General features: G+C 42.7%; 24 protein-coding genes. 1 reads left to right on the plus strand and 23 read right to left on the minus strand.

Translation table 11 applies throughout. The features are described from left to right. Window positions 1–118: 118 nt before the first annotated feature. The 18 genes from BTW01_RS04620 to BTW01_RS04705 all read right to left on the minus strand — a co-directional run bounded on the left by BTW01_RS04620 (window position 119) and on the right by BTW01_RS04705 (window position 19453). Window positions 119–1495 carry an NlpC/P60 family protein gene (locus tag BTW01_RS04620; protein ID WP_162101864.1) on the minus strand — a complete coding sequence of 459 codons (1377 nt, stop codon included), beginning with the start codon at window positions 1493–1495 and terminating at the stop codon, window positions 119–121. A gap of 380 nt (window positions 1496–1875) precedes the next feature. Further along, a complete protein-coding gene (locus tag BTW01_RS04625; RefSeq protein ID WP_162101865.1) occupies window positions 1876–3330 on the minus strand; it encodes a tetratricopeptide repeat protein in 1455 nt (484 codons plus the stop codon). A gap of 123 nt (window positions 3331–3453) precedes the next feature. Continuing rightward, the gene (bmrA, locus tag BTW01_RS04630) at window positions 3454–5223 is read right to left on the minus strand and encodes a multidrug resistance ABC transporter ATP-binding protein/permease BmrA (RefSeq protein WP_162101866.1); all 1770 of its coding nucleotides are present in this window, start codon (window positions 5221–5223) and stop codon (window positions 3454–3456) included. Between the two features lie 161 nt (window positions 5224–5384). Next, complete coding sequence (locus BTW01_RS04635) at window positions 5385–5744, minus strand: hypothetical protein (protein ID WP_162101867.1); 360 nt, start codon at window positions 5742–5744, stop codon at window positions 5385–5387. Window positions 5745–5758: 14 nt separating this feature from the next. Continuing rightward, a complete protein-coding gene (locus tag BTW01_RS04640) occupies window positions 5759–7663 on the minus strand; it encodes a DUF6792 domain-containing protein (protein ID WP_162101868.1) in 1905 nt (634 codons plus the stop codon). Then, on the minus strand, window positions 7653–8390 hold the full coding sequence (locus tag BTW01_RS04645) for a lipoprotein YvcA (protein WP_162101869.1): 738 nt from the start codon (window positions 8388–8390) through the stop codon (window positions 7653–7655). The genes BTW01_RS04640 and BTW01_RS04645 overlap by 11 nt, the downstream gene beginning before the upstream one ends. Window positions 8391–8684: 294 nt before the next feature. Continuing rightward, window positions 8685–9377, minus strand: a complete 693-nt coding sequence (locus tag BTW01_RS04650) for a lipoprotein YvcA (protein ID WP_162101870.1) — start codon at window positions 9375–9377, stop codon at window positions 8685–8687. A 158-nt stretch (window positions 9378–9535) separates the two neighbouring features. Further along, window positions 9536–10222: a lipoprotein YvcA gene (locus BTW01_RS04655; RefSeq protein ID WP_162101871.1), complete on the minus strand. Its 687-nt coding sequence runs from the start codon at window positions 10220–10222 to the stop codon at window positions 9536–9538. 90 nt (window positions 10223–10312) lie between these two features. Next, window positions 10313–11035, minus strand: a complete 723-nt coding sequence (locus tag BTW01_RS04660; RefSeq protein ID WP_202923587.1) for a lipoprotein YvcA — start codon at window positions 11033–11035, stop codon at window positions 10313–10315. Window positions 11036–11120: 85 nt separating this feature from the next. Further along, window positions 11121–12770 (minus strand): DUF2339 domain-containing protein, encoded by a 1650-nt coding sequence (locus BTW01_RS04665; RefSeq protein WP_238391393.1) that lies wholly within the window; start codon window positions 12768–12770, stop codon window positions 11121–11123. A gap of 264 nt (window positions 12771–13034) precedes the next feature. After that, window positions 13035–13658, minus strand: coding sequence for a bifunctional phosphoribosyl-AMP cyclohydrolase/phosphoribosyl-ATP diphosphatase HisIE (hisIE, locus tag BTW01_RS04670; protein ID WP_162101872.1), 624 nt, complete (start codon window positions 13656–13658; stop codon window positions 13035–13037). Next, window positions 13655–14413 (minus strand): imidazole glycerol phosphate synthase subunit HisF, encoded by a 759-nt coding sequence (gene hisF, locus BTW01_RS04675; RefSeq protein WP_162101873.1) that lies wholly within the window; start codon window positions 14411–14413, stop codon window positions 13655–13657. Before hisF ends, hisIE begins: the two co-directional genes overlap by 4 nt. Beyond that, window positions 14410–15147 (minus strand): 1-(5-phosphoribosyl)-5-[(5-phosphoribosylamino)methylideneamino]imidazole-4-carboxamide isomerase, encoded by a 738-nt coding sequence (gene hisA, locus BTW01_RS04680; RefSeq protein ID WP_162101874.1) that lies wholly within the window; start codon window positions 15145–15147, stop codon window positions 14410–14412. Before hisA ends, hisF begins: the two co-directional genes overlap by 4 nt. Next, entirely contained in the window at window positions 15144–15782 is a 639-nt protein-coding gene (hisH, locus tag BTW01_RS04685; RefSeq protein WP_162101875.1) for an imidazole glycerol phosphate synthase subunit HisH, read from the minus strand. Before hisH ends, hisA begins: the two co-directional genes overlap by 4 nt. Next, entirely contained in the window at window positions 15783–16367 is a 585-nt protein-coding gene (hisB, locus tag BTW01_RS04690) for an imidazoleglycerol-phosphate dehydratase HisB (RefSeq protein ID WP_162101876.1), read from the minus strand. Further along, complete coding sequence (hisD, locus tag BTW01_RS04695; protein ID WP_162101877.1) at window positions 16364–17647, minus strand: histidinol dehydrogenase; 1284 nt, start codon at window positions 17645–17647, stop codon at window positions 16364–16366. The genes hisB and hisD overlap by 4 nt, the downstream gene beginning before the upstream one ends. Further along, the gene (hisG, locus tag BTW01_RS04700) at window positions 17644–18285 is read right to left on the minus strand and encodes an ATP phosphoribosyltransferase (protein WP_162101878.1); all 642 of its coding nucleotides are present in this window, start codon (window positions 18283–18285) and stop codon (window positions 17644–17646) included. Before hisG ends, hisD begins: the two co-directional genes overlap by 4 nt. Further along, window positions 18278–19453, minus strand: coding sequence for an ATP phosphoribosyltransferase regulatory subunit (locus BTW01_RS04705; RefSeq protein WP_162101879.1), 1176 nt, complete (start codon window positions 19451–19453; stop codon window positions 18278–18280). Before BTW01_RS04705 ends, hisG begins: the two co-directional genes overlap by 8 nt. Before the next feature lie 251 nt (window positions 19454–19704). On the opposite strand from BTW01_RS04705, the gene BTW01_RS04710 reads away from it, so the two are divergent. Beyond that, window positions 19705–20457, plus strand: a complete 753-nt coding sequence (locus BTW01_RS04710) for a C39 family peptidase (RefSeq protein ID WP_162101880.1) — start codon at window positions 19705–19707, stop codon at window positions 20455–20457. Between the two features lie 167 nt (window positions 20458–20624). Here BTW01_RS04710 and BTW01_RS04715 read toward each other — a convergent pair whose 3' ends face one another. Genes BTW01_RS04715 through hprK form a run of 5 tightly spaced genes read right to left on the minus strand, consistent with a single transcriptional unit; the run spans window position 20625 to window position 24514 of the window. Beyond that, window positions 20625–21146 (minus strand): acyltransferase, encoded by a 522-nt coding sequence (locus tag BTW01_RS04715; protein WP_162101881.1) that lies wholly within the window; start codon window positions 21144–21146, stop codon window positions 20625–20627. 3 nt (window positions 21147–21149) lie between these two features. Further along, window positions 21150–21800, minus strand: coding sequence for a pyrophosphatase PpaX (ppaX, locus tag BTW01_RS04720; RefSeq protein ID WP_162101882.1), 651 nt, complete (start codon window positions 21798–21800; stop codon window positions 21150–21152). After that, window positions 21797–22735, minus strand: coding sequence for a nucleoside recognition domain-containing protein (locus tag BTW01_RS04725; protein ID WP_162101883.1), 939 nt, complete (start codon window positions 22733–22735; stop codon window positions 21797–21799). Before BTW01_RS04725 ends, ppaX begins: the two co-directional genes overlap by 4 nt. Before the next feature lie 23 nt (window positions 22736–22758). Next, on the minus strand, window positions 22759–23568 hold the full coding sequence (lgt, locus tag BTW01_RS04730) for a prolipoprotein diacylglyceryl transferase (RefSeq protein WP_162101884.1): 810 nt from the start codon (window positions 23566–23568) through the stop codon (window positions 22759–22761). A 13-nt stretch (window positions 23569–23581) separates the two neighbouring features. Beyond that, entirely contained in the window at window positions 23582–24514 is a 933-nt protein-coding gene (hprK, locus tag BTW01_RS04735; RefSeq protein ID WP_162101885.1) for an HPr(Ser) kinase/phosphatase, read from the minus strand. Window positions 24515–24552 lie beyond the last annotated feature (38 nt).

A 24552-nucleotide genomic window follows, 5' to 3' on the forward strand; every position in this document is an offset into this window, starting at 1 on the left:
GATGATACGCTATTTTTTTGCTCAATTTTTTCTTTTTATGATTAATTGTATTTTTTTAAGGGTAAAGATGTTAATAAAGAAAGAGCCTTCTGTTCAGAGAAGGCCCTTGTCTTATTTATTATTGAACAACACGTCTTACATTGCCATTGAAATATTTTTTCCAGTAAGGGTTACTCATAGAATCAATTGACACACCATGTGAAGAATTGTCGTTAAGGAATGTTCCATTCCCTAAATAAATACCAACGTGTCCATTTGTTTTGTATGTGTTAAAGAAAACTAGATCTCCGCGTTTCATTTCTGACGCGCTGACAGCTCTTCCTCTATTGATTAACGTATCAGTTGTTGTTCCGGCGACAGGTCCAAGGTTTACACCTGCAGAAGCGTATGCCCAGCGTACGAATGATGAGCAGTCAAAAATACGGTTGTCGATATCAGACTGACTGCGTCCGCCGCCAAATTGGTACGGAGATTTCCCGACGAGACTTGAGCCAACGCTGATCGCGCCTTCAATTCCGCCTGAGTTGCTGATGACAGTTCCTCCGCCTGAATTGCTATTTGAGCTGCTGCTCTTCTTAGAAGATGATCCGTTAGAAGAATGGTCTGAAGAATCATCATTTGATAAGCTTGCTTTTGCTGTTTTAGGTGTAGCCGTTTGTGTCTCATCAGATGCTTTTTGTGCTTCTTCCTGCTTTTTGATTAAAGCAGCCGCAGCCTCTTGTTCTTTTTTGATGCGGGCTTGTTCAGCTTCAGTATCCGCTTTTTGATTTGCAAGTTCAGATGCTTCTGATTTCAATTCAGAAATTGCAGCAGCCGTTTTTTTCTGGCTGTCTTTTGCTTCGTCGAAAAGCTTGTCTTTTTCATCAAGCTGTTTATCAAGGTCTTTTTGCATCGTTTCTAATTTAGCCAATGCTGTTTGAACTTCTTTCAGCTTGTCATTTAAATCTGCTTCAGAATCTTCCAGCTTCGCTTTATCCTGCTCTTGCTGTTTGATTAACTCTTTATCTGCATCCACAATAGAAGAAACTGCAGTCGCGCGAGAGATAAAGTCACCAAAGCTTGTTGATCCTAAAAGAACATCTATGTATCCTTGAGATCCGCCGCTTTCCTGTAAAGAACGAACGCGTTTTTTCAGAATGCCGTTACGTTTTTCGATGCGGGCTTCTGTCTCTTTAATCTCTTTTTTCAGCTTTTTGATTTCTGCTTTTGTTTTATCGTTTTCTGCTTTTTTATCTTCGATCTTGTTGCTTGTATCAAGCGCCTTATCGTTAATGTCTTGTAGTTCTTTTTCAATCTTTGATTGATTTTCCTGAAGCTTATTTAATTCTTTTTCTTTCGCTTCAATGCTGGAAGCAACCTCAGATTGCTTGCTTTCGATTTTTTGTTTCTTATCATTTAATGTTTCCGCCGATGCAGTTTTACTTGTAAACGGGATCAAAAAGCTGCTTGTCCCGATGACGGAAGCCAAACCAAGTGTTAATAAACTCTTTCTCAATTTTAAATCCTCCCTTTTACTGTGAACCTGTTCTCATTTGGAATCGTATTTTAAACATCAAGTTTCGTTCCTCATACTCTACGAGGAATGATGGTTGTTTATGGTTAATTATTCTGTGTATCTCTTATTCTGGTTGTATAGCGTTTATTTCACATCATATGTAAAAAACACTAATTCCTTATGTACGAGAATCATTATACCATCAAGTTTCGACAAATTAGCGATAAATTTTATTACATTTGTGTTTCAAACAGATGTCACACTGTATATCATTTGTCATTTTTCTTAAATGAGTAAAAAAAACGTCGATATTATTCTCTTAATATAATCTATAAAACCAAAAAAAAGAGCCGATATACGAATCGACTCTTCAAAATATTCTATTCTAGAATATCATCAATATATTTCATATATTTCGTCAGCGTTGCCGGAGAGATGCCAAAGCGGGCCGCTGTGTCTTTTTTCGTATCTTGCTTGCCATGAGCTTCTTTCCAAATATAACAGATCGCCGCTGCCAAGCCTCTCTCATTCTTCAACGAAGCGGCTGCACGGATTTGCTGGATCACATAAAACACCCAGCAGCTCATAACCTCTGTTTTCATCTCTTCTTTTTCAGCTTGCTCCAATAACTTAACGGTTTGATAGGTAAAAAGTGCATCCTTTGTTACGTCAGCAGCCGCGGAATCCCCGTGCAAAAGGAGTTTCACAAAATGATTTTCGAAAGGAGCAGTAATTCTCTTCGAGCGTAACACCGCTTCAAGATGCTCCGTTTCTCCCTTTGTGCTGCTGATGTAATAAGCCGCGAGACGCTGTTCCACAGATGAAGGAAGAGCTTCCCTCCGCTCAATCCAAGGAGCCGGGCGGTCTTCTCCGGGATATTGCGACTCGACTTTTCTCCAAATCGTCTCAGCAAATTCAGTATGTCCCGTAAAATAAGCTGAGCATGAGAGCCAGTAAAAGAATGTGTCATCACCTTCAAACCCGGTTTTATACAATGATTTAAGCCATTTATATCCGATCTCGTAGCGGCCGACCAGCGCCAAAGTGGCTCCCAGTTTATAGCGCTGTTCCAATAGCATCGGATACACATTGGAAAGCTGGCTGCTCAATTCCGCCACTTTTTCATCTTCTCTTTCATAATAGTAGAAAACGAGAAGATTGCATAAGGCGTGAAGATTCCCTTCGTTATGACTGAGCACTTGATAAGCGGTTTGCTTCGCTTTTACAATGTTGCCTGAATAGAAATAGGCAAGTGACAGGTTATTGTATGCTGACCAAAGCTCCGGATACTCGGCTGTGATTTCCTCAAGCGCCGTCACCGCTTCAGCAAGCTGACCGCTTTCCAGCAGGGACTTTGCCCGATCCTGCTTCACCAGCAATTCATCCTGATCATATAATGAATCCTCAGTCCCGTCGTCTCCTAAGTCCAGCAATTCAAGCAGACTATCGTTTTCTTCAGCAAATTCACCGTCAGGATCCGCATCGGAATAAGCGGCCGCTTCTTTATAAGCTTCTTGAAAGAGTCCTAAATGAGCAAAGTTATTCGCTTTAAAGTAATGGCATTCCGGCATTTCGGCCTCCAGATTTGCCATGATATAATCAAATAAATCGTTCGACTCTTGATATTGGCCCATTTCTGAGTAAATGACCGCAAGCTGCGAAAGCATCTCTGAATCCTCCGGTTCCAAATGAACCGCGCGCTGAATCAGTTTGCTTGCCCGTTTCAGATTACGTTCTTTATACGCCTTTAAGCCTTTATGAAAAAAATATTGTCCATCTTGAAGCAGCTGGACAATTTGTGCGTGTTTTTTATGTTCAGAAGTGTGTTTTCCCACAACTACCCTCCGTTTTATACAATGTACCGTCAGTAGTATACCATAAATCTTGAGCCCCTCAATAGTTCAAAAGGAAGGATTGGGAAAATCCCTCCGTTTTTTACTGGCTGATTCGACCAACATTTACCCGGCTTTGTTTTCTAAATCTGCGTTCAATTTCAATTGCTGTTCTGCAAAATCTCTATATAGATCATGGGACGCCATTAATTCATGATGTGTGCCCCGTCCGGTAATTTCTCCATTTTCAACAAACAAAAGCTGGTCCGCGTCTACAACGGTGGATAAGCGGTGAGCGATGACAATTGTTGTGCGCCCCTCCATCAGTACATCAAGCGCCTGCTGAACTGATTTTTCAGATTGGCTGTCGAGACTGGAAGTGGCTTCATCCAGCATAAGAATGCTCGGATCACGAAGAAGTGCTCTCGCAATCGCGATTCGCTGCCTCTGTCCGCCTGAGAGCATAATGCCTCGTTCACCTACTTCTGTGTCAAACTGATCCGGCAGCTCCTTTATAAAATTGAGCGCATAGGCCATCTCCGCGGCTTTTTCAATCTCGGTATCTAATACTTCACGTTGTAACCCGTAGCAAATATTTTCTCTAATCGTTCCTGACATTAACGGGCTTTCCTGTGACACATATCCGATGTGCTCGCGCCATGATTCAAGCGAGTACGAAGCGACCGGCTCAGCGCCTAATCGAATGGTCCCGGCAGTCGGAATATAGAATCGTTCAAGCAGCTTAAACAGCGTTGTTTTCCCGCCGCCGCTCGGACCGACAATCGCTGTTACTTTCCCCGCTTCAATAACGGCGCTGATCTCTTTCAAGATCAGCTGATCAGGCTTATATCCAAAAGACACACACTCAAGCTGGATAGGCAGATGCGCGTTTTCAATTTGTTTTCCTGCAGCTGTATCTTCCTCTTCCTCTGCCAAAATCTCAATCATTCGTTCTGTTGCGCCGATTGATTTTTGCAGCTGGGTAAAAAACGTTGTAATCTGCCCCATCGGCATAATAATTTGAAATAAATATAAAATAAAAGCCACGAGCGCGCCGGCCGTCAGCTCGCCTGATGACACCTGCATGCCGCCGTATCCGATAACTGCCACAAGCGCCGCCATTACCACAAGTGAGATGAGCGGATCGACAAGCGACTGAACTTTGGCTTCACGAACGCCTAGTTTAAATAATGAAGAAATCCCCATCTTCCCGCGTCCATACTCGACATCCTCCGCATTCGAAGCCTTAACGAGTCTGATTTCCGGGAGAATTTGATTCAGCAGGCCTGTAAAACGGGCTGTTTCATCCTGCGTTTCCCGAGAGATGGAAAACATCTTCCGGCCAATCGGGAATAAAATAAGGGCCGCCAGCGGAACGACAATTAACACAAGCAATGTCAGCTTCCAATTCATAATGAATAAGATGGTCATTGATCCAATAACAGAAATGATCCCTGTGATAAATCCGCTGATATGAGTTGTGATCAGCTCTTTGACCACCATCGTATCGTTCGTTACACGGCTGACCGTTTCTCCGGAAGCGTTAGTATCGAAATAAGAAACGGGAAGTTTAATTAATTTCTTCCATAATAAATCCCGCAGTCCGGAGATGATTTTTTGTCCATTATAGTTAAGCGCATATGTAGCATAAGCGCTCAAACCGGCTTGAACGAAAAATACCAGCGCGATCAACCCAATTTGCGTCCCTGACAGATTTGACATGGAAAATCCGTCGACAAGCTGCTTTGTCAATAATGGAATCATCAGACTGACAAGAGTCGTTACGATACTGAGAATCAATGCAAAAGCAAGCTTCCCGTAAGAAGGATTGGTCTTCTTTACTAATGCAAAAAAGGGTTTCAATTTACTTTTCGATTTTTGTTTCTCGCTTGGCATATATGGTTCCTCCTGTTTCAACTTCAGGTAAAATGGCATAGCAAAAGGATGATTTTTACTCTTTCTTAATCATATCAATGGAGAGAGACTTTTTCAGTATGTTTTTGCCGTAAGGAAAATAAAAATCTCCCACTCATTGTTTGAATAGGAGATTTTTGATATTACACATCTTTAACAGGCTTCTTTTTTCTGTAAGTCAATGTCACATCCTGCTTACGCAGTGCTTCAACCATCATTTTGTATCGGTCAACTTTTGCAGTATGTTCCTCTTTTATCATTTGAAGGGCAGCTTTTCGTTTTTCGCTTTTTGATTCCAGCTCTTTTTTTATTTTTTTTACGATCAACCCTTTTTGCCCTTTGATTTCCTCTTTTAACGAGGACTCAAATTTCTTTGTCAGGCTGAGAATGTCGTTGATTGGTTGATTAAGGCTCCCTGCTTTCCCCCTCATTTCATCTTGAGTAAGAAACATATAGGTGGTTGATACAATTTCTGTTTCACTTTCTGAAAATAAGGCCGTCACTCTTTCCATTCCTCCTAAATCTGAACATTAAATAACTGAGAAATCACTTCTTCTTTTTCAAATAGTTTTTCGATACTCTCGCGGATGTTTTTGACAAAGTCTCTTTTTTCTGTCGCCTGTTTTTTCAATTCAGCAACGATTCCATCATTAGCAGGTAACGCACCTGTATGAAATGATTCATGAACTGAGATTTTCTCCAATTTATCGAACGTGTGATTGAAACCAGCTGCGAGCCGGAATTGAAGATCGAAGGCATAATGCGAAGGATTTTCTTCCATATGATGAATAGCGGTGATGATCGCCTGTTTTTTGTCTATGAAATCTTCGTCGATTTCCTGGTTGTAAACCTTCTGGTACTTAGAAATTGCATCTTCCATATCTTCAACAATTTCCATACCATTTTGATAGATTCTGACAGCGGAAGAAATATTGACTTTAATCGTTTCTCCTGAACCGCTCTTTCCTGTAAAGTAAATATCGGAACCTTTATAGCTGAAGCCTTTTTCCTTTGATAGTGCATTCAGCATTTGAACAATGCTATGGCCATCGACAATAAGTTCTAAGGCGTCTTTTGTTTCTTTGTCGAGTGTATCTACAGAGGACAAAATCGATTTTACATAATCTACTATTTCACCAACATCTTTTAGTGCTTGTGTAAACTGACCATGCTTTAGATGGTCAATGAAATGTTCATACCGTGATTCTATTCCTCGCATACTCGCATTCATATTCGTTAATTCTTTTTTGATCACTTTCTTTTGCGTTTCATCAATATACCCATTTTCAGCTAATTGATCTACGACCGGTCCGCTGTTTCCCAATAATGTATGGAGAAAACCTAAAAACGACGGCAAATTCTCTTTAATTCGGCCATACATTTGCTTTACATCATCAAAGTTTTCATAAATGACACTCGCTTTCGCTAAAGCACCATCTGTGTACTTCACTTTATCTATCAGCTCTATGTCAATCCCGCTTGCAGCCTTTACAAAACCGTTCAAGCCGTCTTTATCATAGTCATCCTTATATTTTTGAAGGAATGTTTGAATTGATCTCACATCTTCATCAGGGATTCCATCCATAATGTTTCGGATGCCTTTTACGCTTGTGTTTGTATCAGCCATCTTCACATCGCCGAATGTAATGAAGTCTGCCTTGCCGCTCGCACCGTACAGAGGGTCATCCTTTGAGATGCGCTGGGTGATGTTTGCTGTCACGCCTTTGTCTTTGTAGTATTTGGTGATCGCTTTTTTTAGTTGTTCTCGTGGAAGCTCTTTAAGCTCTTGACGACTAAGATCATATTTATTTAATAGAAAATCTACCAAATTTCTATCAGCTAATAAAAGTTGGTCGATACTTATTTGTGCCCCATTCACCCCATATACTTCATCAAATTCTCCATCAATTAATTGAGCTAATACTTGGTTATTATTAGCTAGAGAATGTCCTAGCGCAAATGTTCTCAATTCCTCTGAATTACCTGCTTTTTTCTTTGAATTCTTTACAAATTCTCTCGTAGCTCTGTATTGGTTATCATCAATACCTAAAAACAAACCAAAGAAATTATAAGACCAATCTGCGTTATCAGCACTCCCCTCAGAAATAATATGAAGCTGCTCTATATCATTTTTCTTTTCCTTTATATAAATCGCTGTACCATCATAACCAGAATCTTTAATCCGTTTATCTATGTTCTTATTTTCTTGAATAAGTTCGTGAGAAGTATATATCTCTATTTCATTAGGAAGCTCCGAGTTAGTTTCTTCTTTATAGATCCTCCGTATTTCAGTTTCAAACTCTTCCTTGGCTTTTTTTACTTTTTCCGGATTGTTCGATGCAAACTTTTCTTTATATGCATACTCTAAGTTAATTAAACGGAGCTTTACATTTTCATTTGCGAAAACATTCTTATTGTCCATCTCTAACCTCCTTTTTGTTTCTTAAAAAGGTTATAGAATTAATTAGTTTATCAGTTTTTTCTTTTGCTTGATCTTCATCCAAAGTACAAGTTTTTTTATCTTTTTTACAGCGGACTATAAAAGAATATACTATCCCCAGATACTCTTCTTCATTGGATTTGATATATCCAAAATAACGAAAGGAAAAATTGTATTTACGATCACTGTTTTTAAAATTGCTTTTTTTTGATGCTGCGTAAACTACTTTTCCATTAGTTTGTTGCTTCTTAAAATTTCCTTTGTAACCATTCTCATTACTAATTTGGTCCAGCATTGTCTCTGGTTCATTAATAAATGAAGATTTGTTATAGTAGCTTATTTGCGCATCTAAGAGAATATTTGATGTTTCATTATAGCTTTGAAACCCTATCGATTCACTATTTTCTCCATTTGACGCAGAATAATCAGGAAGATACTCCCCATCCTCCGGAAACAACATCCTAAACCCTTTCAGCTTAGACTCCAACAAATAATACCCCGGCTCTTCTTCCTTCGTTGACACCATGTACTCTCTCGTTTTCTCGTCCTGAAACGCTGGAACTTGCGGCAGGTCTTTTGGATCCATGTCTTTTGGTTTTACGACTTCTGTTTTATTGTCATTTGTGGTGTTTTTATCATTGTCGTTCATACTGCATCCTCCTGTCAGGGCTAGTAATAAGCTGAAGCAAATAAAGATGATCTTTTTCATTACGAACCTCCAAGGTTTTTTGAGCTGATTAATCAAAATCATACTAATGACCCTGTTACAAAGTGATTATTTTATCCTTATTCATGTTACAACATGGAATAAATTTGATAAATAGGGAATTAGACTCGGTTTACACTAATAAACAGAAGGGAGGACTTAAGATACAGGTTAAATTTCTCATACTCGAAAAAACGCGTTTCCCTTGGCAGTCTTTGAGCGATATTACTACTTCTGTTTCGAATAAAACCTCTTCGAGATAAACAAACCTTTGACATCAGTGTTTGTATTTTTCTCTTACACATCGACAAAAGTAACAGAGTTTATTATTCTTTTAACCTGTTCTTCATTTTCTTTTGGGTTTGGTTTGCATGTCTGTACATTGGCAGAGCAGCTAAACATAAAAGAATATTCCATCCCTAAATCACCTTGTTTTTTTGATTTTATATAACCAAGATAGATATAAGATGGTTTTTCTTCTTTGTCGAAGAATTCTTGTTTTGAAGCAAAGTAAATATCCTTGTCTTTCGCTTCTAATTTTTCAAAATGACCTTTGTATTCATTTTTACCACTAACAATATCCAACATGGTCTCCGGGTTGTTTATAAATGATTCATTTTGATAGAACTTTACTGAAGCATTCATTACTATATTCGTTTTACTATTAATACTGTCGAAAAACAGTGACTCGCTTGTCTTTGAAGTTTCAGAGTCGGAATACTCCCCATCTTCCGGAAACAACATCCTAAATCCTTTCAGCTTAGATTCCAGCACATAATATCCCGGCTCCTCTTCCTTCGTTGACACCATGTACTCTCTCGTTTTCTCGTCTTGAAACGCTGGAACTTGCGGCAGGTCTTTTGGATCCATGTCTTTTGGTTTTACGGCTTCTGTTTTATTGTCATTTGTGGTGTTTTTATCATTGTCGTTCATACTGCATCCGCCTAGGGCAAGCAATAAGCTGATGCAAATCAAGATGATCTTTTTCATGATGAACCTCCAAAGGTTTTCTTGTTTCCCCAAAATCATGCTAATCACTTTATTAGATTTCTATAACTTCTTGCGTTCATTGAGGAAACTATTATTAATGGTCGAATTCTAAATCATCAATGAGCCGTAATTTTTCGCCCCCATTCTCATTTTCCATCTTATTTCTCCTTTTTATCTATTAAAAAGCTGATAGAATGAATTAATTTCTCAACTTTATTTTTAGCCTTTTCTTCATCTAAAGAGCATGGTTGATTTTCATTTTTGCATCCGAAAGTAAAGGCATATTCAACTCCTAGGTTATCTTCTTCTGTAGATTTCACATAACCAAAGTAACTGTATAAATAATTATATTTTCTTTCAATATCCTCAAAGATGTCTTTTTTCTTAGCAAAGTAGATGTCCGTGTTCTTATTGCTGCTTTTTTTATATTTGCCTTTATAATCGTTTTTTCCACTTACAATATCCAGCATTGTTTCAGGTTCATTCACAAAGCTTTCTTCTGTGTAATAGGTTACATGCCCATCAAACATTACATTGGTGTCTTTGTCATAACTATTAAATCCAATACTTTCTTTATTTTTCCCAGTTAACGATGATCTTCTTTCTAGATACTTAGCATCCTCCGGAAACAACATCCTAAACCCTTTCAGCTTAGACTCCAGCACATAATACCCCGGCTCCGCTTCTTTCGTTGACACCATGTATTCTCTCGTTTTTTCGTCCTGAAACGCTGGAACTTGCGGCAGGTCTTTTGGGTTTACGGCTTTTGTTTCATTATCATTCATACTGCATCCGCTTGTTAGGGCAAGCAATAAGCTGAAACTGATCAAAATGATTTTTTTCATGAAGAACCTCCATGGGTTTTTGGCTAATTGGCTTTTATGTCCTTAATCAAAAAGTGATTTTTAGCCTTAATTTTAATCTTTATTTTCCGTTTATTTCTCCTGTTTATGATCTAAAAAGGTGATGGATTTCATCTGCTTTTTCACCTGATCTCCTAAATGATCTTGATCTAACGTACAAGGCTTCTCATGATTTGGACATCTAAACATAAATGAAAATACGATACCTGCTTGTTTTTTTTTGGGTGATTTCATATAACCGAAATATCTGTATGAAAAGTTGTATTTGTTTTTCTCGTTTTGAAAATGATTTTTCTTATGAGCAATATAAATATCTTTATCTTCGTTCTCCAGCTTTTCAAACTTGCCTTTATAACCATTTTCACTGCTAACTTGCTCTAACATTGTCTTAGGAGTATTAATAAAAGAAGTTCCTTGGTAATACTCTATTTGTGCGTTTATCACTTTATTTTTTGATTTATCGTAACTATCAAATGCGATTATTTCTTCATTTTCATCACGACCAGACAAATAGCTTGAATATTCCCCGTCCGCCGGAAACAACATCCTAAACCCTTTCAGCTTAGACTCAAGCACATAATATCCCGGCTCCGCTTCTTTCGTTGACACCATGTATTCTCTCGTTTTTTCGTCCTGAAACGCCGGAACTTGCGGCAGGTCTTTTGGATCCATGTCTTTTGGTTTTACGGCTTCCGTCTTATTGTCATTGGTGGTGTTTTTATCATTGTCGTTTATACTGCATCCGCCTGTCAGGGCTAGTAATAAGCTGAAGATGATCAAGATGGGTTTTTTCATGACGAACCTCCATATCGTTAACTGATAGAATCAAAAGTACAAAAGACCGCCGCGTTCTCTCGGCAGTCTTGATCAGGCATGATGGTTACTCTTTTCTCGAATAAAATATTCTTGAGATAAACAGGCCGATGACTCCTAACAAGATGAATAAGACAGCTTTCCACACTAGATCAATTGAAGCAGAATCTATTAAAATCATTTTGGCTAGTGTTATGAATAAAAAGATCAGCCCGATTCGGTTCCATATCTTGTCTTTGGTTGTGTAATAAACAGCGTACATCACAATGACAAATATAAACCAAGACAGAGATACACCGACGTTTACTGATACACCGTCAATCCTATCTGTCATCCATATGGATAATTTGCTGAAGAATACAAGCACCAGCAATGAAACAGCTGAGGAAACAACATTCGCGACTTGTTTATATTGTATTTTCTTCGAATATAGGTAGCCGGTAAATAGTGAGCTGATCAGCAGCAGCCAAGAGAAAATGCTGAGAACGTGTAATGAATGCGCTGGATATTGCATGAGGCCGCAGGCTGCCTGGAATAATACAATCACCCCGGCAATGCCGATCAGCCAGCTTCTTTTGCGGTATGACACGTAACACATCATCATTCCTTGCAAGGTGAATATGATGTACAGTAAAATCACCTTTTCATCACATACATCCGCTGCCAACACATGAAAATAAATCATAGAAATGAGAAAAAGCGTATGTTTGATTTCAGCAAAATCTTTTCTTCTCCAAAAGCTTACCAACAGGTAAAACACAAATGCAGCAGTATAAAAAGCGTATAATGCTGTATCATTTTTCATATAGAGGACAATCCCTGTGCTGAAAACGACAAAAGCTCCGATTGAAACGGCTGTGAGATAGACAGCTTTTTTAAATTGGCTGTTCGATCGTAAGGCTGAGAGGAGCGTAATCGCGTGCTGCATCATAAATACAGCAAGTGTCCAACCCGTCACCTGTGCATCTGTAAATGATAAGAAAGCAAAAATCGCTAATATAAATGCATAGTTTGCTATATTCCATGCCACGCTGTACTTTTGTTTGACTGTCTCATACATTAAGCCTGCGAAAACCAATGACTCATATACATAAAAGATATATTCATTTCCTTGCTTCCCGCCAAATAAGAAAGGATATAAGTAAACACCTGCGCCGATAATGGCGATTAGCGTTTGTGATCGGTATTTTCTTGATATGTACACACCGCCCGCAACGCCTGCAGCAAGAAGGATTACCGTAAGTGTCGTCGGTATAATCTGGTACAGCATGTTCCCCGCAAACAAAGAAACAATATAGACAATATTACTGCCCGCCAATAATGAAATGCCCAATACTCTGGCATTTTTCTTATGTAACCTGCTGCCGAGAACATATAGCACAATGGAGACAATAAGCCCTGCCGCTACCCTTATATATGTGTTGATCCAGCCTTTTTCAGCAGCTGCCGCAAACGCCCAAATCATGCCAAGAAGAAAAACAAAAATAAAGATTTTCGGAAGCCAATTTCCCGCCATGTTTTCTAAAGTACGGTTTTCTTTTGGCGGAGCCGGCGTCTTTTTTGGAACTTCTTTGTTGATTTTTGGGTGCACTTCCGTTTTGACGATGGCTTGTTCTTTCTTGCCTCTAGCGAGGTATGCGATCTCCCTTTTGACGCTTTCCAGTTCTTGTTCCAAATGTCCAACTCTTTTGTTCAATTCATCAATTTTTTCGTTCACTATTCTCTCCTCATTTTTCGAATAATTAGCAGCCGCTTTTTCAAGATATGACTTTTCCTCACTTTTCTGACCGCTTTGCATAAAATAATCCTAAAGGCCCGTTTCTCATTCGGGATTTTCGTCCTTAGTTATGTTACACCATGGAAAATTTTCGTTAAATAGGGCATTCGATTGATTTTTCCATTTCTTTTATTAGGCTAGACAAATGCTTCAGGCGCAAAGATACATAAAAAAGGAGCTGTCATATACACAGCTCCAATCCTTTTACTTTTCAGAATGGCGTTTTTTCAATACATCAAGTACATCATCCAGCGGCAGAGCTTGTTCTCTGAGCAGGACAAGCAGGTGATACAGCAGGTCTGCCGCTTCCCATTTGAGTTCCTCATGATCGCGGTTTTTCGCGGCGATGATGACTTCGGATGCTTCTTCCCCGACTTTTTTCAAAATCTTATCGACGCCTTCTCGGAAAAGGTATGTCGTGTAAGCTCCTTCAGGCATTTCCGCTTGGCGTTCCGCGATTACGCGTTCCAGCTCGTTCACAATGTCAAATCGGCCCGCCGCCTGTTCTTCTGATTGTTCTTTTGGAAAACAGCTGTAGCTGCCAGTGTGGCATGCCGGGCCGGATGGTTCTACGAGCACGATCAAGGCGTCTTGGTCGCAGTCATACCGAATCCCCTTAACGGCTTGCGTGTTCCCTGAGGTTTCTCCTTTATGCCATAGCTCTTGACGTGAGCGGCTGTAAAACCATGTTTCTTTCGTTTCCAGTGTTTTTTCGTACGATTCTTTGTTCATATAGGCAAGCGTCAGCACTTCTTTGCTCGCCGCATCCTGCACGATGGCAGGGATTAAACCGTCCTCATTAAAACGCAGTTCATCTGCCTGTTTCATCTCACATTCACCCCGTACTCTTTCAAGTATGATTTCACTTCTTTAATCGATGTTTCTTTATAATGAAAAATAGAGGCGGCCAGCGCGGCGTCGGCTTCTCCTTTTGTAAAAGCTTCAAGCATGTGTTGCGCGTTTCCCGCGCCTCCCGAAGCGATAACCGGGACAGGGACAGCTTCAGAAACAAGCTTTGTCAGCCTGTGGTCAAAACCTTTTTTCTCGCCGTCAGAGTCCATGCTTGTCAGCAGAATTTCTCCGGCTCCGCGTTTGACACCTTCTTTTGCCCAGCTTGTGACTTCCCAATCTGTTTTCTTCCTGCCGCCGTGTGTGTAAACCTTATATGTGCCGGATTCTTGGTCATATTTGGCATCAATGGCAAGGACGATGCATTGGGAACCGAAAAACTCAGCTCCTTCTGTAATCAGCTCAGGGCGGAGAACGGCTGCCGTATTCACCGACACTTTGTCCGCTCCGGCACGCAGAATCGTTTTCATATCGCTGAGCTGATTGATACCGCCGCCGACTGTAAATGGAATGGCGAGCTTTGCGGCAACCTGCTCCACTACGTCAACCATCGTTTTTCGTCCTTCATGGGAGGCGGAAATATCGAGAAAAACGAGTTCATCCGCTCCTTCCCGGTCATACACTTCTGCCAGTTCAACAGGGTCACCGGCATCCTTTAATTCGAGAAATTGAATTCCTTTGACAACGCGGCCTTCTTTGACATCAAGACATGGAATAATCCGTTTTGTGATCATTTGCGCTTCACCCTTTCAAGCGCCTCACTCAGCGCAAATTGATTGGTGTACAGCGCTTTTCCAATGATCGCTCCAGAAACACCGTCCGCCTGATAGCGGGCAAGGGCTTCGAGATCAGCTACAGAGCTGACTCCGCCAGAAGCAATAACAGATTTCCCTGTTTCCTTAGCAAGCTCGACCGTACTGTTAATATTAGGTCCTGACAGCATTCCGTCTGTTGCTATGTCAGTAAAAATAAAGACTTCCGCTCCTTCATTGGCAAGCTCTTTACCGAGTTCAGCCGCCTTTAGAGTTGAAGTTTCCAGCCATCCTTCAGTTGACACAAAGCCGTTTCTCGCATCCAGTCCGATTGCGATTTTATGACCATATTGCTTTAGCATTTTTTTGACGAATGGAGGGTTAGAAACAGCTGAGCTTCCGAGGATGACCCGATCGACTCCTGCTGATAAGTATTCATAGACATCACCTTCAGAACGAATCCCGCCCCCGATTTCAACTTTCAGATCAAGTTTTTGCGAGATTTCGACCACATGACGGTCATTGACTCTTTTCCCTTCTTTGGCGCCGTCGAGATCAACGAGATGAATCCATTCGGCACCCTCACTCGCAAATAATGCGGCCATGTCATATGGTGAGTCGCTGTATATCGTTTCCTTATGATAATCTCCTTGAACAAGCCGGACACATTTGCCGTTTCTCATATCAATTGCCGGATATAATGTAAAAGCACTCATTTTTTCACCTTCTGTTCTGCTGCCATTTTCGTGAATTGGATTAAGATAGACATTCCGACCGTGCTGCTTTTTTCCGGGTGAAATTGGGCGCCAAAGACGTTCCGTTTTCCGACGACAGCAGGCACTTGCATCCCATAATCGGCACTTGCCAGAAGTGCGTCCTCCTCCATCCCGTCAATGTAATACGAATGCACGAAATAAGCGTAGCCTTGTTCTGTTTCAGCCAGCAGCGGAGATTCGTTATGAAAGGAAAGACGGTTCCAGCCCATATGCGGAACCTTCAGTTTATTCCCTTTCTCATCTTCCGCTTTCAGCCTGACCGCTCTTCCTTTTAACAGGCCTAGGCCTGAAGCGATCCCGTTTTCTTCACTTTGATCAAATAAAAGCTGCATGCCAAGGCAGATCCCGAGCAGCAATCTCCCTTCTGACACCATCTCGTGAATCAATTGATCGAGCTTCGCGCTGCGCAAATGATCCATCGCGTCGCCAAATGAACCGACTCCCGGCAAAATAAAGGCATCGGCTTCTTTCAGCTCCTCCGGCTTTTCAGAAACAAAGTACGGCACGCCGACACGCTCCAGCGCCTTTGAGACACTGTATAAATTACCCATACCGTAATCTATCACGCCGATCATTTACAGCATCCCTTTCGTTGATGGGATTCCTTTAACACGCGGATCGATCGTTGCTGCTTCATCAAGCGCACGTCCAAGCGCTTTAAAAACCGCTTCAATCATGTGGTGGGTGTTTGTGCCGTAATGTACGATGACGTGCAGATTCATCCGCGCCTCAAGCGCCAGCTTCCACAAAAATTCGTGTACCAGCTCTGTATCAAAGGTTCCGACTTTAGCCGCCGGGAACTCGGCGCGCATTTCCAAGTGCGGACGATTGCTTAAATCAATGACGACTTGAGCAAGTGCTTCATCCATCGGCACAAATGCCGATCCGTAGCGTTTGATTCCTTTTTTATCGCCCAATGCTTCAAGCAGCGCCTGCCCTAAGCAGATGCCGATATCCTCAGTCGTGTGGTGATCATCGATATCAACATCACCTTTTGCATTAATGGCAAGATCGAATTGCCCGTGTTTCGTGAACAAATCCAGCATATGCGTCATAAATGGCACATCTGTTTTAATATCCGCTTGGCCTTCTCCGTCTAAGGCGAATGCCAGCTCTATATCTGTTTCATTTGTTTTTCTGGCGCGTTCCGCTTTTCTCATTTTGCATTCCTCCGCTCTCTCGCTTCGATTGATCTGGCATGTGCCTCTAATCCTTCAAGTCTGGCAAAAGCCGCAATGCTTTCGGCATGTTCTTCAAAAGCTGATTGGCTGTATGAAATAATGCTCGATTTCTTTTGGAAATCCGTTACGTTTAGCGGACTAGAAAACCTGGCTGTTCCGTTTGTCGGAAGCACATGATTCGGTCCGGCAAAATAATCTCCAACAGGCTCAGGGCTGTATCTGCCTAAGAAAATTGCACCTGCGTGTTTGATTCTGCCAAGCAAAGCTTCGGGAGACTGTGTGATGATTTCTAAATGCTCCGGTGCGAGCGTATTGACCGTATCAATCGCTTCATCCATTGTGTCTGCCACATAGATACATCCGAAATCATTCACTGAAGCTTCCGCTATTTCTTTTCTCGGCAAGGTTTTCAGCTGCTCGTTCACCTCGGCTGAAACTGTCTCGGCCAGTGCCATGGAATCTGTCACAAACACACATGAGCTGAGCTTATCGTGTTCCGCCTGTGACAGCAGATCAGCGGCAATTTCACGCGGAATTGCTGTTTCATCAGCCAGCACGACAATTTCACTCGGGCCGGCAATCATATCAATATCGACATCCCCGAACACTTCTCGTTTGGCAAGGGCCACGTAAATATTTCCCGGACCTGTGATTTTATCCACCGGCTCAACCGTTTCTGTTCCGTATGCCAGCGCGGCAATCGCCTGTGCGCCGCCCATTTTGTAAATGTCTTGTATGCCCAGCTCGGCAGCAGCGACTAAAACCCCTGGCGAAAGCCGTCCGTCTTTTCCCGGAGGCGTGACGAGAACGATTCTTTCCACTCCCGCTACAAGCGCTGGAATGACATTCATCAAAACAGATGAAGGATATGCGGCCGTCCCCCCAGGCACATAGACGCCGGCAGAATCAAGCGCCGTTACTTTCTGCCCGAGCATTGTGCCATCCTTTCTGTGATAAAACCATGAGGATTGCAGCTGTCTTTCGTGATATTCCTTAATATTTACGATTGCCTGCCTGATCACCTGAAGCAGTTGTGAATCCAACGAGTTGTATGCTTCCTCTGTTTCTTTTTTTGTGACTAGCGGGCTTTCTATTTCGATGCCGTCAAATTTCGCTGTATAGCTGCTGACTGCTCGATCACCGTTTGCTTTGACATCTTCAATAATAGAGCGGACCGTTTTTCTTTGCTCTTCCGTTCCAGCATCTATTGACCGCTTGAGAGAAAGCCGTTTCGCGCCGCTGAGGGTTTTTATCTTCATTTTGCCGGTTCTCCTTCCACAACAAGAGATAAGCGGGACGCCATTTCATCAATGACATCGTCTTTCATGCGATAGCTTACCGGATTGACGATAAAGCGGGACGTAATATCACAAATATGCTCCGTTTCAACAAGCCCGTTTTCTTTCAGCGTCTGTCCTGTGGAAACGATGTCCACAATCCGGTCCGCAAGTCCGATGAGCGGGGCTAATTCAATTGATCCGTTGAGCTTAATGATTTCGACTTGTTCTCCCTGTTCTCTGAAATAACTGGACGCCACATTCGGATATTTTGTCGCGATTCTCGGTGCTACGCCGCTCCAGTCTGTATTCGGGAGCCCGGCGACTGCCAAGTAGCATTTGCTGATTTTTAAATCCAGCACCTCATACACATCGCGTTCCTCTTCAAGCATGACATCCTTGCCCGCAATTCCGACATCTGCCACGCCATGCTCTACATATGTGGTTACGTCCATCGGCTTCGCTAAGATGAAACGGAGGTTTTCCTCGGGCACATCGATAATCAGTTTTCTCGAATCGTCAAACTCCTCGGGAAGCTTGTAGCCCGCCTGCCGCAGCAGCCCTGCCGCTTCTTCAAATATCCGGCCCTTCGGCATCGCCATTGTGAGTAACTTACCCATTTTGCTCTTCCTTTCTGGCACCGATAAAATAGGTGACATTTGCAAAAGTTTTTGTCATCTGATCAATATTTTCAATTCCTGACAAATCTTGAAGAACCACTTTGTTTCCTTTCCTGCGTTCTTCATTCGCATAAGCGATGGCTTGCGCCCGCTGTTCTTTGCTGAAAATCACAGCACCTATTGCAGAAGGCTCACCTTTTAGATGAAGCGCTTCAATCAGCCGGTCGATCCGAAGCCCGAAGCCTGTCGCCGGCGCAGGTGAATCAAAATGACCCAGAAGTTTGTTGTATCGGCCGCCGCTTCCAATCACAAAGCCGACATTTTCGGCGTAAACCTCAAATAAAATTCCTGTGTAATAGCTCATGTGGCTGACCATATTCAAATCAAGGCGGACATTTTCCGTACATCCGTAATCTCCAAGAATGCTCCACAGTTCCTTGAGCTCATCAACTACGCTTTTTCCCTGCACAGAATCGACGATGTTCTCAGCACGTCCGCAAACTTCGATGCCGCCTCGCAGTTCAAGAAGCTCAAGCAGCCGGCTTTTATCAATGGAAGACAGTGTAAGAGATTTGACATGCTCTCTATAGCCAACGTAGTTTTTTTCATATAAAAATCTCCGCAGCACATCAGCCCTCTCAACATTTCCAAGCACCTCAACAAACAGAGCGTCCGCGATACCCGCATGGCCGATGGCAATTTTAAAGGAAGACAGCCCGGCGCTTTTTAACGCACTGACAACTAAAGCAATAACCTCCGCATCCGCGCTTGTCGTGCCGTCACCGATTAATTCCACTCCGACCTGCTCAAATTCGGCGGGACGTCCGCCTTCGCGCTCCTGTGCCCTGAACACATTTGCCGCATAGCCGACTCTGAGCGGATGATCGTGTTTCAGTAGCTTCGATGCCGCCACCCTTGCAATCGGTCCTGTCATATCTGGGCGAAGCACCAATGTTTTGCCGTCCTGGTCAAGAAGCTTAAACAGCTGCTGCTCCTCAATGGCTGACTGTACGCCAACGGTATCGTAAAACTCCAGTGTCGGTGTTTCCATAAATTGATATCCCCATGTATTGATCAAATCGGTTAACGATTGTCTCACCCTTTTTTTCGTTTCATATAAATCAGGCAGTGTATCTCTCATGCCTTGCGGTTTTTCAAACATAAACATCAACCCGAGCACCTCCGTTATGATCTTGTGAAGGAAAATTCCGAATCCTTTAGTTCGCTAATATGATAATATGTTAGCAGACAAAAGAATGAAAATCAATGCTTAACTTCAATCAGAATATTTTTAGTCCACATTTCCCTCTCCTCATTTTGAAAAAAATCATGAATCATGCATTAAAGGTGCGTTATATCTCAATTTCCTTATGTTTGGCATGATATAATACAAATCAAATAGAGAACAAGGAGATAAAGATGAAAACACTGCGGACTCTATGTGTCCTGATCATACTGATAGGCATTATTTTTTTCGGACTTAAAATAAATGCAAAAGATATAGATATTCCTTTTTTAAACAGCCTTAAAAAAGTGATTTCTGACAGTAATACAGGAACAGATACAAATAGCAAAAAGAAACTGAAAGGAAGCGCCGAACCGCTGGATGTCGTCCTTTACAATCAGATGGACGCGCCTCGGCTCTATAATGGCTGCGAAGTCACAAGCCTTGCGATGGTGCTGAATCACGCAGGATACAGTGTGACCAAAAACACACTGGCAAACCAGATTGTCACAGTTCCTATGACATACAGCAGCGGATTAAAAGGAGATCCGAATGACGGATTTGTCGGTGATATGGCGAATGGCCCCGGTCTCGGCGTCTACCACAGACCGATCTATCAGCTGGCGAAAGCTTATGCCGGAGACAAAGTGTCTGACCTGACTGGCAAACGTATTTCCGCTGTTTACGAACAGCTAGAGAAAGGCAATCCTGTTTGGGTTATTACGACTTCCAGCTTTACGCCGGTTGACAATATGGAAAAATGGAAAACGCCGAACGGAACGATCGATATCACGTACAGTGAACACAGTGTCGCTGTTACGGGATATGATGAAAAATATGTGTATCTCAATGACCCGTATGGCCATAAAAACAGAAAAACCGACAGAGTCGGCTTTGAAAAAGCGTGGAAACAAATGGGCAGCCAGGCCGTCGTGGTTCAAAAATAAAATCTGAAAGCCGATTTAATCTCGAGCAAATAAAACAACATTCACATTTTTCACTTCAAATGAACATATTCAGGATGGGAAAGTGACTATCGACGGCGGCACTATAGATCACGTCGCTAAAAACTAGATTGGCGTTCAGCTATTTTTGAACATAAAAAAGCCCGCTGTTATGATTCAGCGGGCTTTTTCAATCTTTCTTGCATTTCTTCCTTCGTATAGATGATCCTCATCGGATTTCCGCCGACAAATGCGCCGGCGGGTACATCTTTATGGACAAGTGTTCCAGCGGATACAACTGCGCCATTCCCTATTTCCACACCGGGCAAAATGGTCGTGTTGGCACCGATCATCACTTCGTCTCCGATCAGGACCTTGCCGATTCGGTATTCCTGAATCAAATACTCATGGGCCAAAATGGTCGTATTGTACCCGATAATTGTATTTGTTCCGACCGAGATTTTTTCCGGAAACATAATATCTGGCATCACCATGAGGGCAAAGGATGTCTGCCTTCCGACTTTCATTCGCAGAAATGTACGGTACAGCCAATTTTTCATCCCTATGAACGGTGTATACTTCGCCATTTGAATGACAATAAAATTTTTAACAACCTTTACAAAAGGAACCGTTCGGTAGACTTGCCACAGAGAGTTGGCTCCCGAGACCGGATGCCGATCTGTTTTTCTCACAGATTACTTCACTCCAACGATTTGTAATAGATCACTCATTTTCTCGAGCATATAGTCAGGATCATGCTTCGCCAGTGCTTCCGGCCCTTTAATCGTCCATGCAACTCCGGCCGTTTTTGTTCCGGCGTTTTTCCCTGCCAGCACATCATGGTAATTATCTCCGACCATAATCGCTTCCTCCGGCTCGCTTCCAAGCTGTTTCAGCGCTAATAGCACAGGTTCGGGATCAGGTTTTGCCTTCGTTACATCATCAAGGGTGACGACCGTTTCAAAGAATTCGCCGATTCCTGTCAGCTTGAGGCCCATATTGACAGTATCTCTTAATTTCGTTGTCACGATCCCTAATGTAAAGCCGGATTTTTTTAATGCATCAAGGGTTTCATACACTGTTTCATATTCAGTCACGAATGTATCATGCTTATCATGATTGTACGCTCTGTACATGGCGATCATATCATCGCACTTATCAGCATCCATCGAGGAGAATGTGTCAAAAAGAGACGGCCCGATAAACGCGAGGACATCTTCCCGTTTATACTTGTTCGGGTAATAGTGCTCCAGTGTATGTAAAAAGGACGCGATAATTAATTCATTTGTATTAATCAAAGTTCCGTCTAAATCAAACAGAATCGTCGTTACTTGTTTGTCACTCATATTGCTTCCTTTCCAACCACTGAGGGTTTCCATTTTTTCCATGTGTACGCAATAGTTATTGTCAGAAGCACTGCTGTAGTGACACGAATCAAAAGAAGAGGCCAGACCGGTATGCCGAGCGGAATAAAGACAAGTGTATCTTCCACGACCGCGTGGCAGGCAACAAGAAAAACAAATGCCAATGTCATATCCCGCCTGCCCACGCCGTCATCCTCAACAGCTTTGATCATCACACCCGCTCCGTAGGCCAGACCGATTGTCAGACCCGCCACCATCGTCATGGACGTGTTTTTGTTCATGCCAAGCAGCTGTGTAAACGGAGACAGCCATCTGGAAAACCGATGCAGCCAGCCTAGTTCTCTTAAAAACTGAATGATGATCATCAGCGGGATTACAATTGCCGCAAGCTGTAAAACACCAAGTCCGGCTTTCATTAAAGCTTCGGCCAGCATTGCCAGCCAGCCGTCAGGAGCCGCATGCTTCGCGGTGATAAAACCGTACTGCGCCGTTTCCTGTCCGCCGTGCCAGATGAGGTTGATGATGAACGCTGACACAGCGGCCAAACCGATGCGCACCGCCAATATAATGCCAATTCTGATGCCGACCTTTGCGGCAACTGTCGATTCGATAATCAAGTTATGACAGAATGAAAGCATGACAGCTAAAATAAAGACTTCCTTTACAGATAAATCCAATGTCATAATCCCGGCAATTCCGGCGTACAGATTCAGCGTATTCCCCAGCACAAGGGGAATAGCCGCTTCACCCGAAAGCCCGAAAAGCCCCATAACCGGTGTGATCAGCCGTATCAGCCAATCCATGACAGGCGTATGCTGAAGTAAAGTGACCAATAATGTGACTGGAAAAATGACTTTCCCGAGAGTCCATGTTGTTTGAAGACCCGTCGCAAGACCGGCTCGAAAGATCTTCTGCATTTCTCATCCCCCTTTGTTGACCTCTACTCCGCGTATCGCTCCTTCGAGTATCCCTTGACGCGTCTGAAAATAATGGCTGCCACAGCCAAAACAATCAATACGATTGAAATCACCTGAGCGATGCGAAGTCCCTCAGTCAGCATTAAGCTATCAGTCCGCATTCCTTCAATAAAGTATCTTCCAATTGAATACCAAATGATATAGATCAAAAACATCTCGCCTCTATGTAAATTTGCTTTGCGCAAGGACAGCAAAATGATGACGCCGACAAAGCTCCATAATGATTCATATAAAAAAGTAGGATGATAATATTGTCCGCCAATGTACATTTGATTGATGATAAATTCAGGAAGGTGCAGGCTTTCTAAAAAGGCTCTGCTGACTGCCTCGCCATGCGCTTCCTGATTCATGAAGTTTCCCCAGCGGCCGATCGCCTGTCCGAGCAAAATGCTTGGCGCGGCAATATCCGCAAGCTTCCAGAACGAAAGGTTTTTCACTCTTGAAAACACATAACCCGTTAAAATGGCGCCAATCAATCCGCCGTGAATGGCAATGCCGCCCTTCCAAATCTTAATGATTTCTCCCGGATGTGCCGCATAATAATCCCATTCGAATGCAACATAATAAATTCGCGCGCAAATAATCGCAATCGGAATGGCAAACAAGACAAGATCGATAAACGTATCCTTCTTGAGCCCCCGTTTCTCACTTTCCCTCATTGCAATCCAAAGCCCAAGCAAAGCGCCAAGACCGATAATGATTCCATACCAATGGACGGCCAGCGGTCCGAGCTGAAAAGCTATTGGATTGAGTGGTTCTATCGCTTCATTCATTTAACGCCAACTCCTATTCGTCATGTTCACTGTCTTCAATGACATCCGACAGCTTATTGGTAAATTGCTCAGCAGCGTTCAGCCCCATTCGCTTCAACCTGAAGTTCATTGCTGCCACTTCGATGATGACTGCGAGATTTCTGCCCGGACGGACGGGAATCGTCAGTTTTGTAATCTCTGTATCAATAATTTTCATGGTTTCTTCCTCAAGCCCGAGACGGTCGTATTGCTTGCCCTGCTCCCAAAGCTCAAGATTCATAATAATTGTAATTCGTTTATTGCTCCTGACCGCACCAGCGCCAAACAGCGTCATCACGTTGATAATGCCAAGCCCTCTGATTTCAAGGAGATGCTCAATTAATTCAGGCGCATTTCCGACAAGGGTATCCTGATCCTCCTGCCGAATTTCAACGCAATCATCGGCAACAAGGCGGTGCCCCCTTTTTACAAGCTCCAGCGCGGTTTCACTTTTCCCGACGCCGCTCTTGCCGGTGATCAGCACGCCGACGCCATAAATATCAACAAGAACGCCATGAATCGCCGTAGTAGGCGCCAGCCGGCTCTCAAGGAAGTTAGTTAAACGGCTTGACAGCCTCGTCGTTTTTAACGGCGATCTGAGGACAGGCACGCCATTTTGCTCTGAAGCATCAATCAGTTCCTGCGGGATCGGCATATCTCTAGAAAGAATGATAGCTGGTGTTACATCAGTGCACAGAGAATTCATTCGCTGCTTTTTATCCTCTTCCGGCAGCTGTGCAAAGAAAGAAAGCTCTGTTTTCCCGAGAAGTTGCACGCGCTCTCTCGGGTAATATGTAAAATATCCGGCAATTTCCATGCCTGGTCTAGATAAATCACTCATTGTAATCGGGCGGTTAATCCCTTCTTCTCCGCTGATTAATTCCAGATTGAACTGTTCCATTACGTCTTTTGTGCGAACCTTTGCCACGATATGTTCCTCCTGTTCCGGGCTGCCCCGAGCTTGCT

This window comes from Bacillus sp. SKDU12, from assembly GCF_010093085.1.
Taxonomy (GTDB): Bacteria; Bacillota; Bacilli; order Bacillales; family Bacillaceae; genus Bacillus; species Bacillus mexicanus.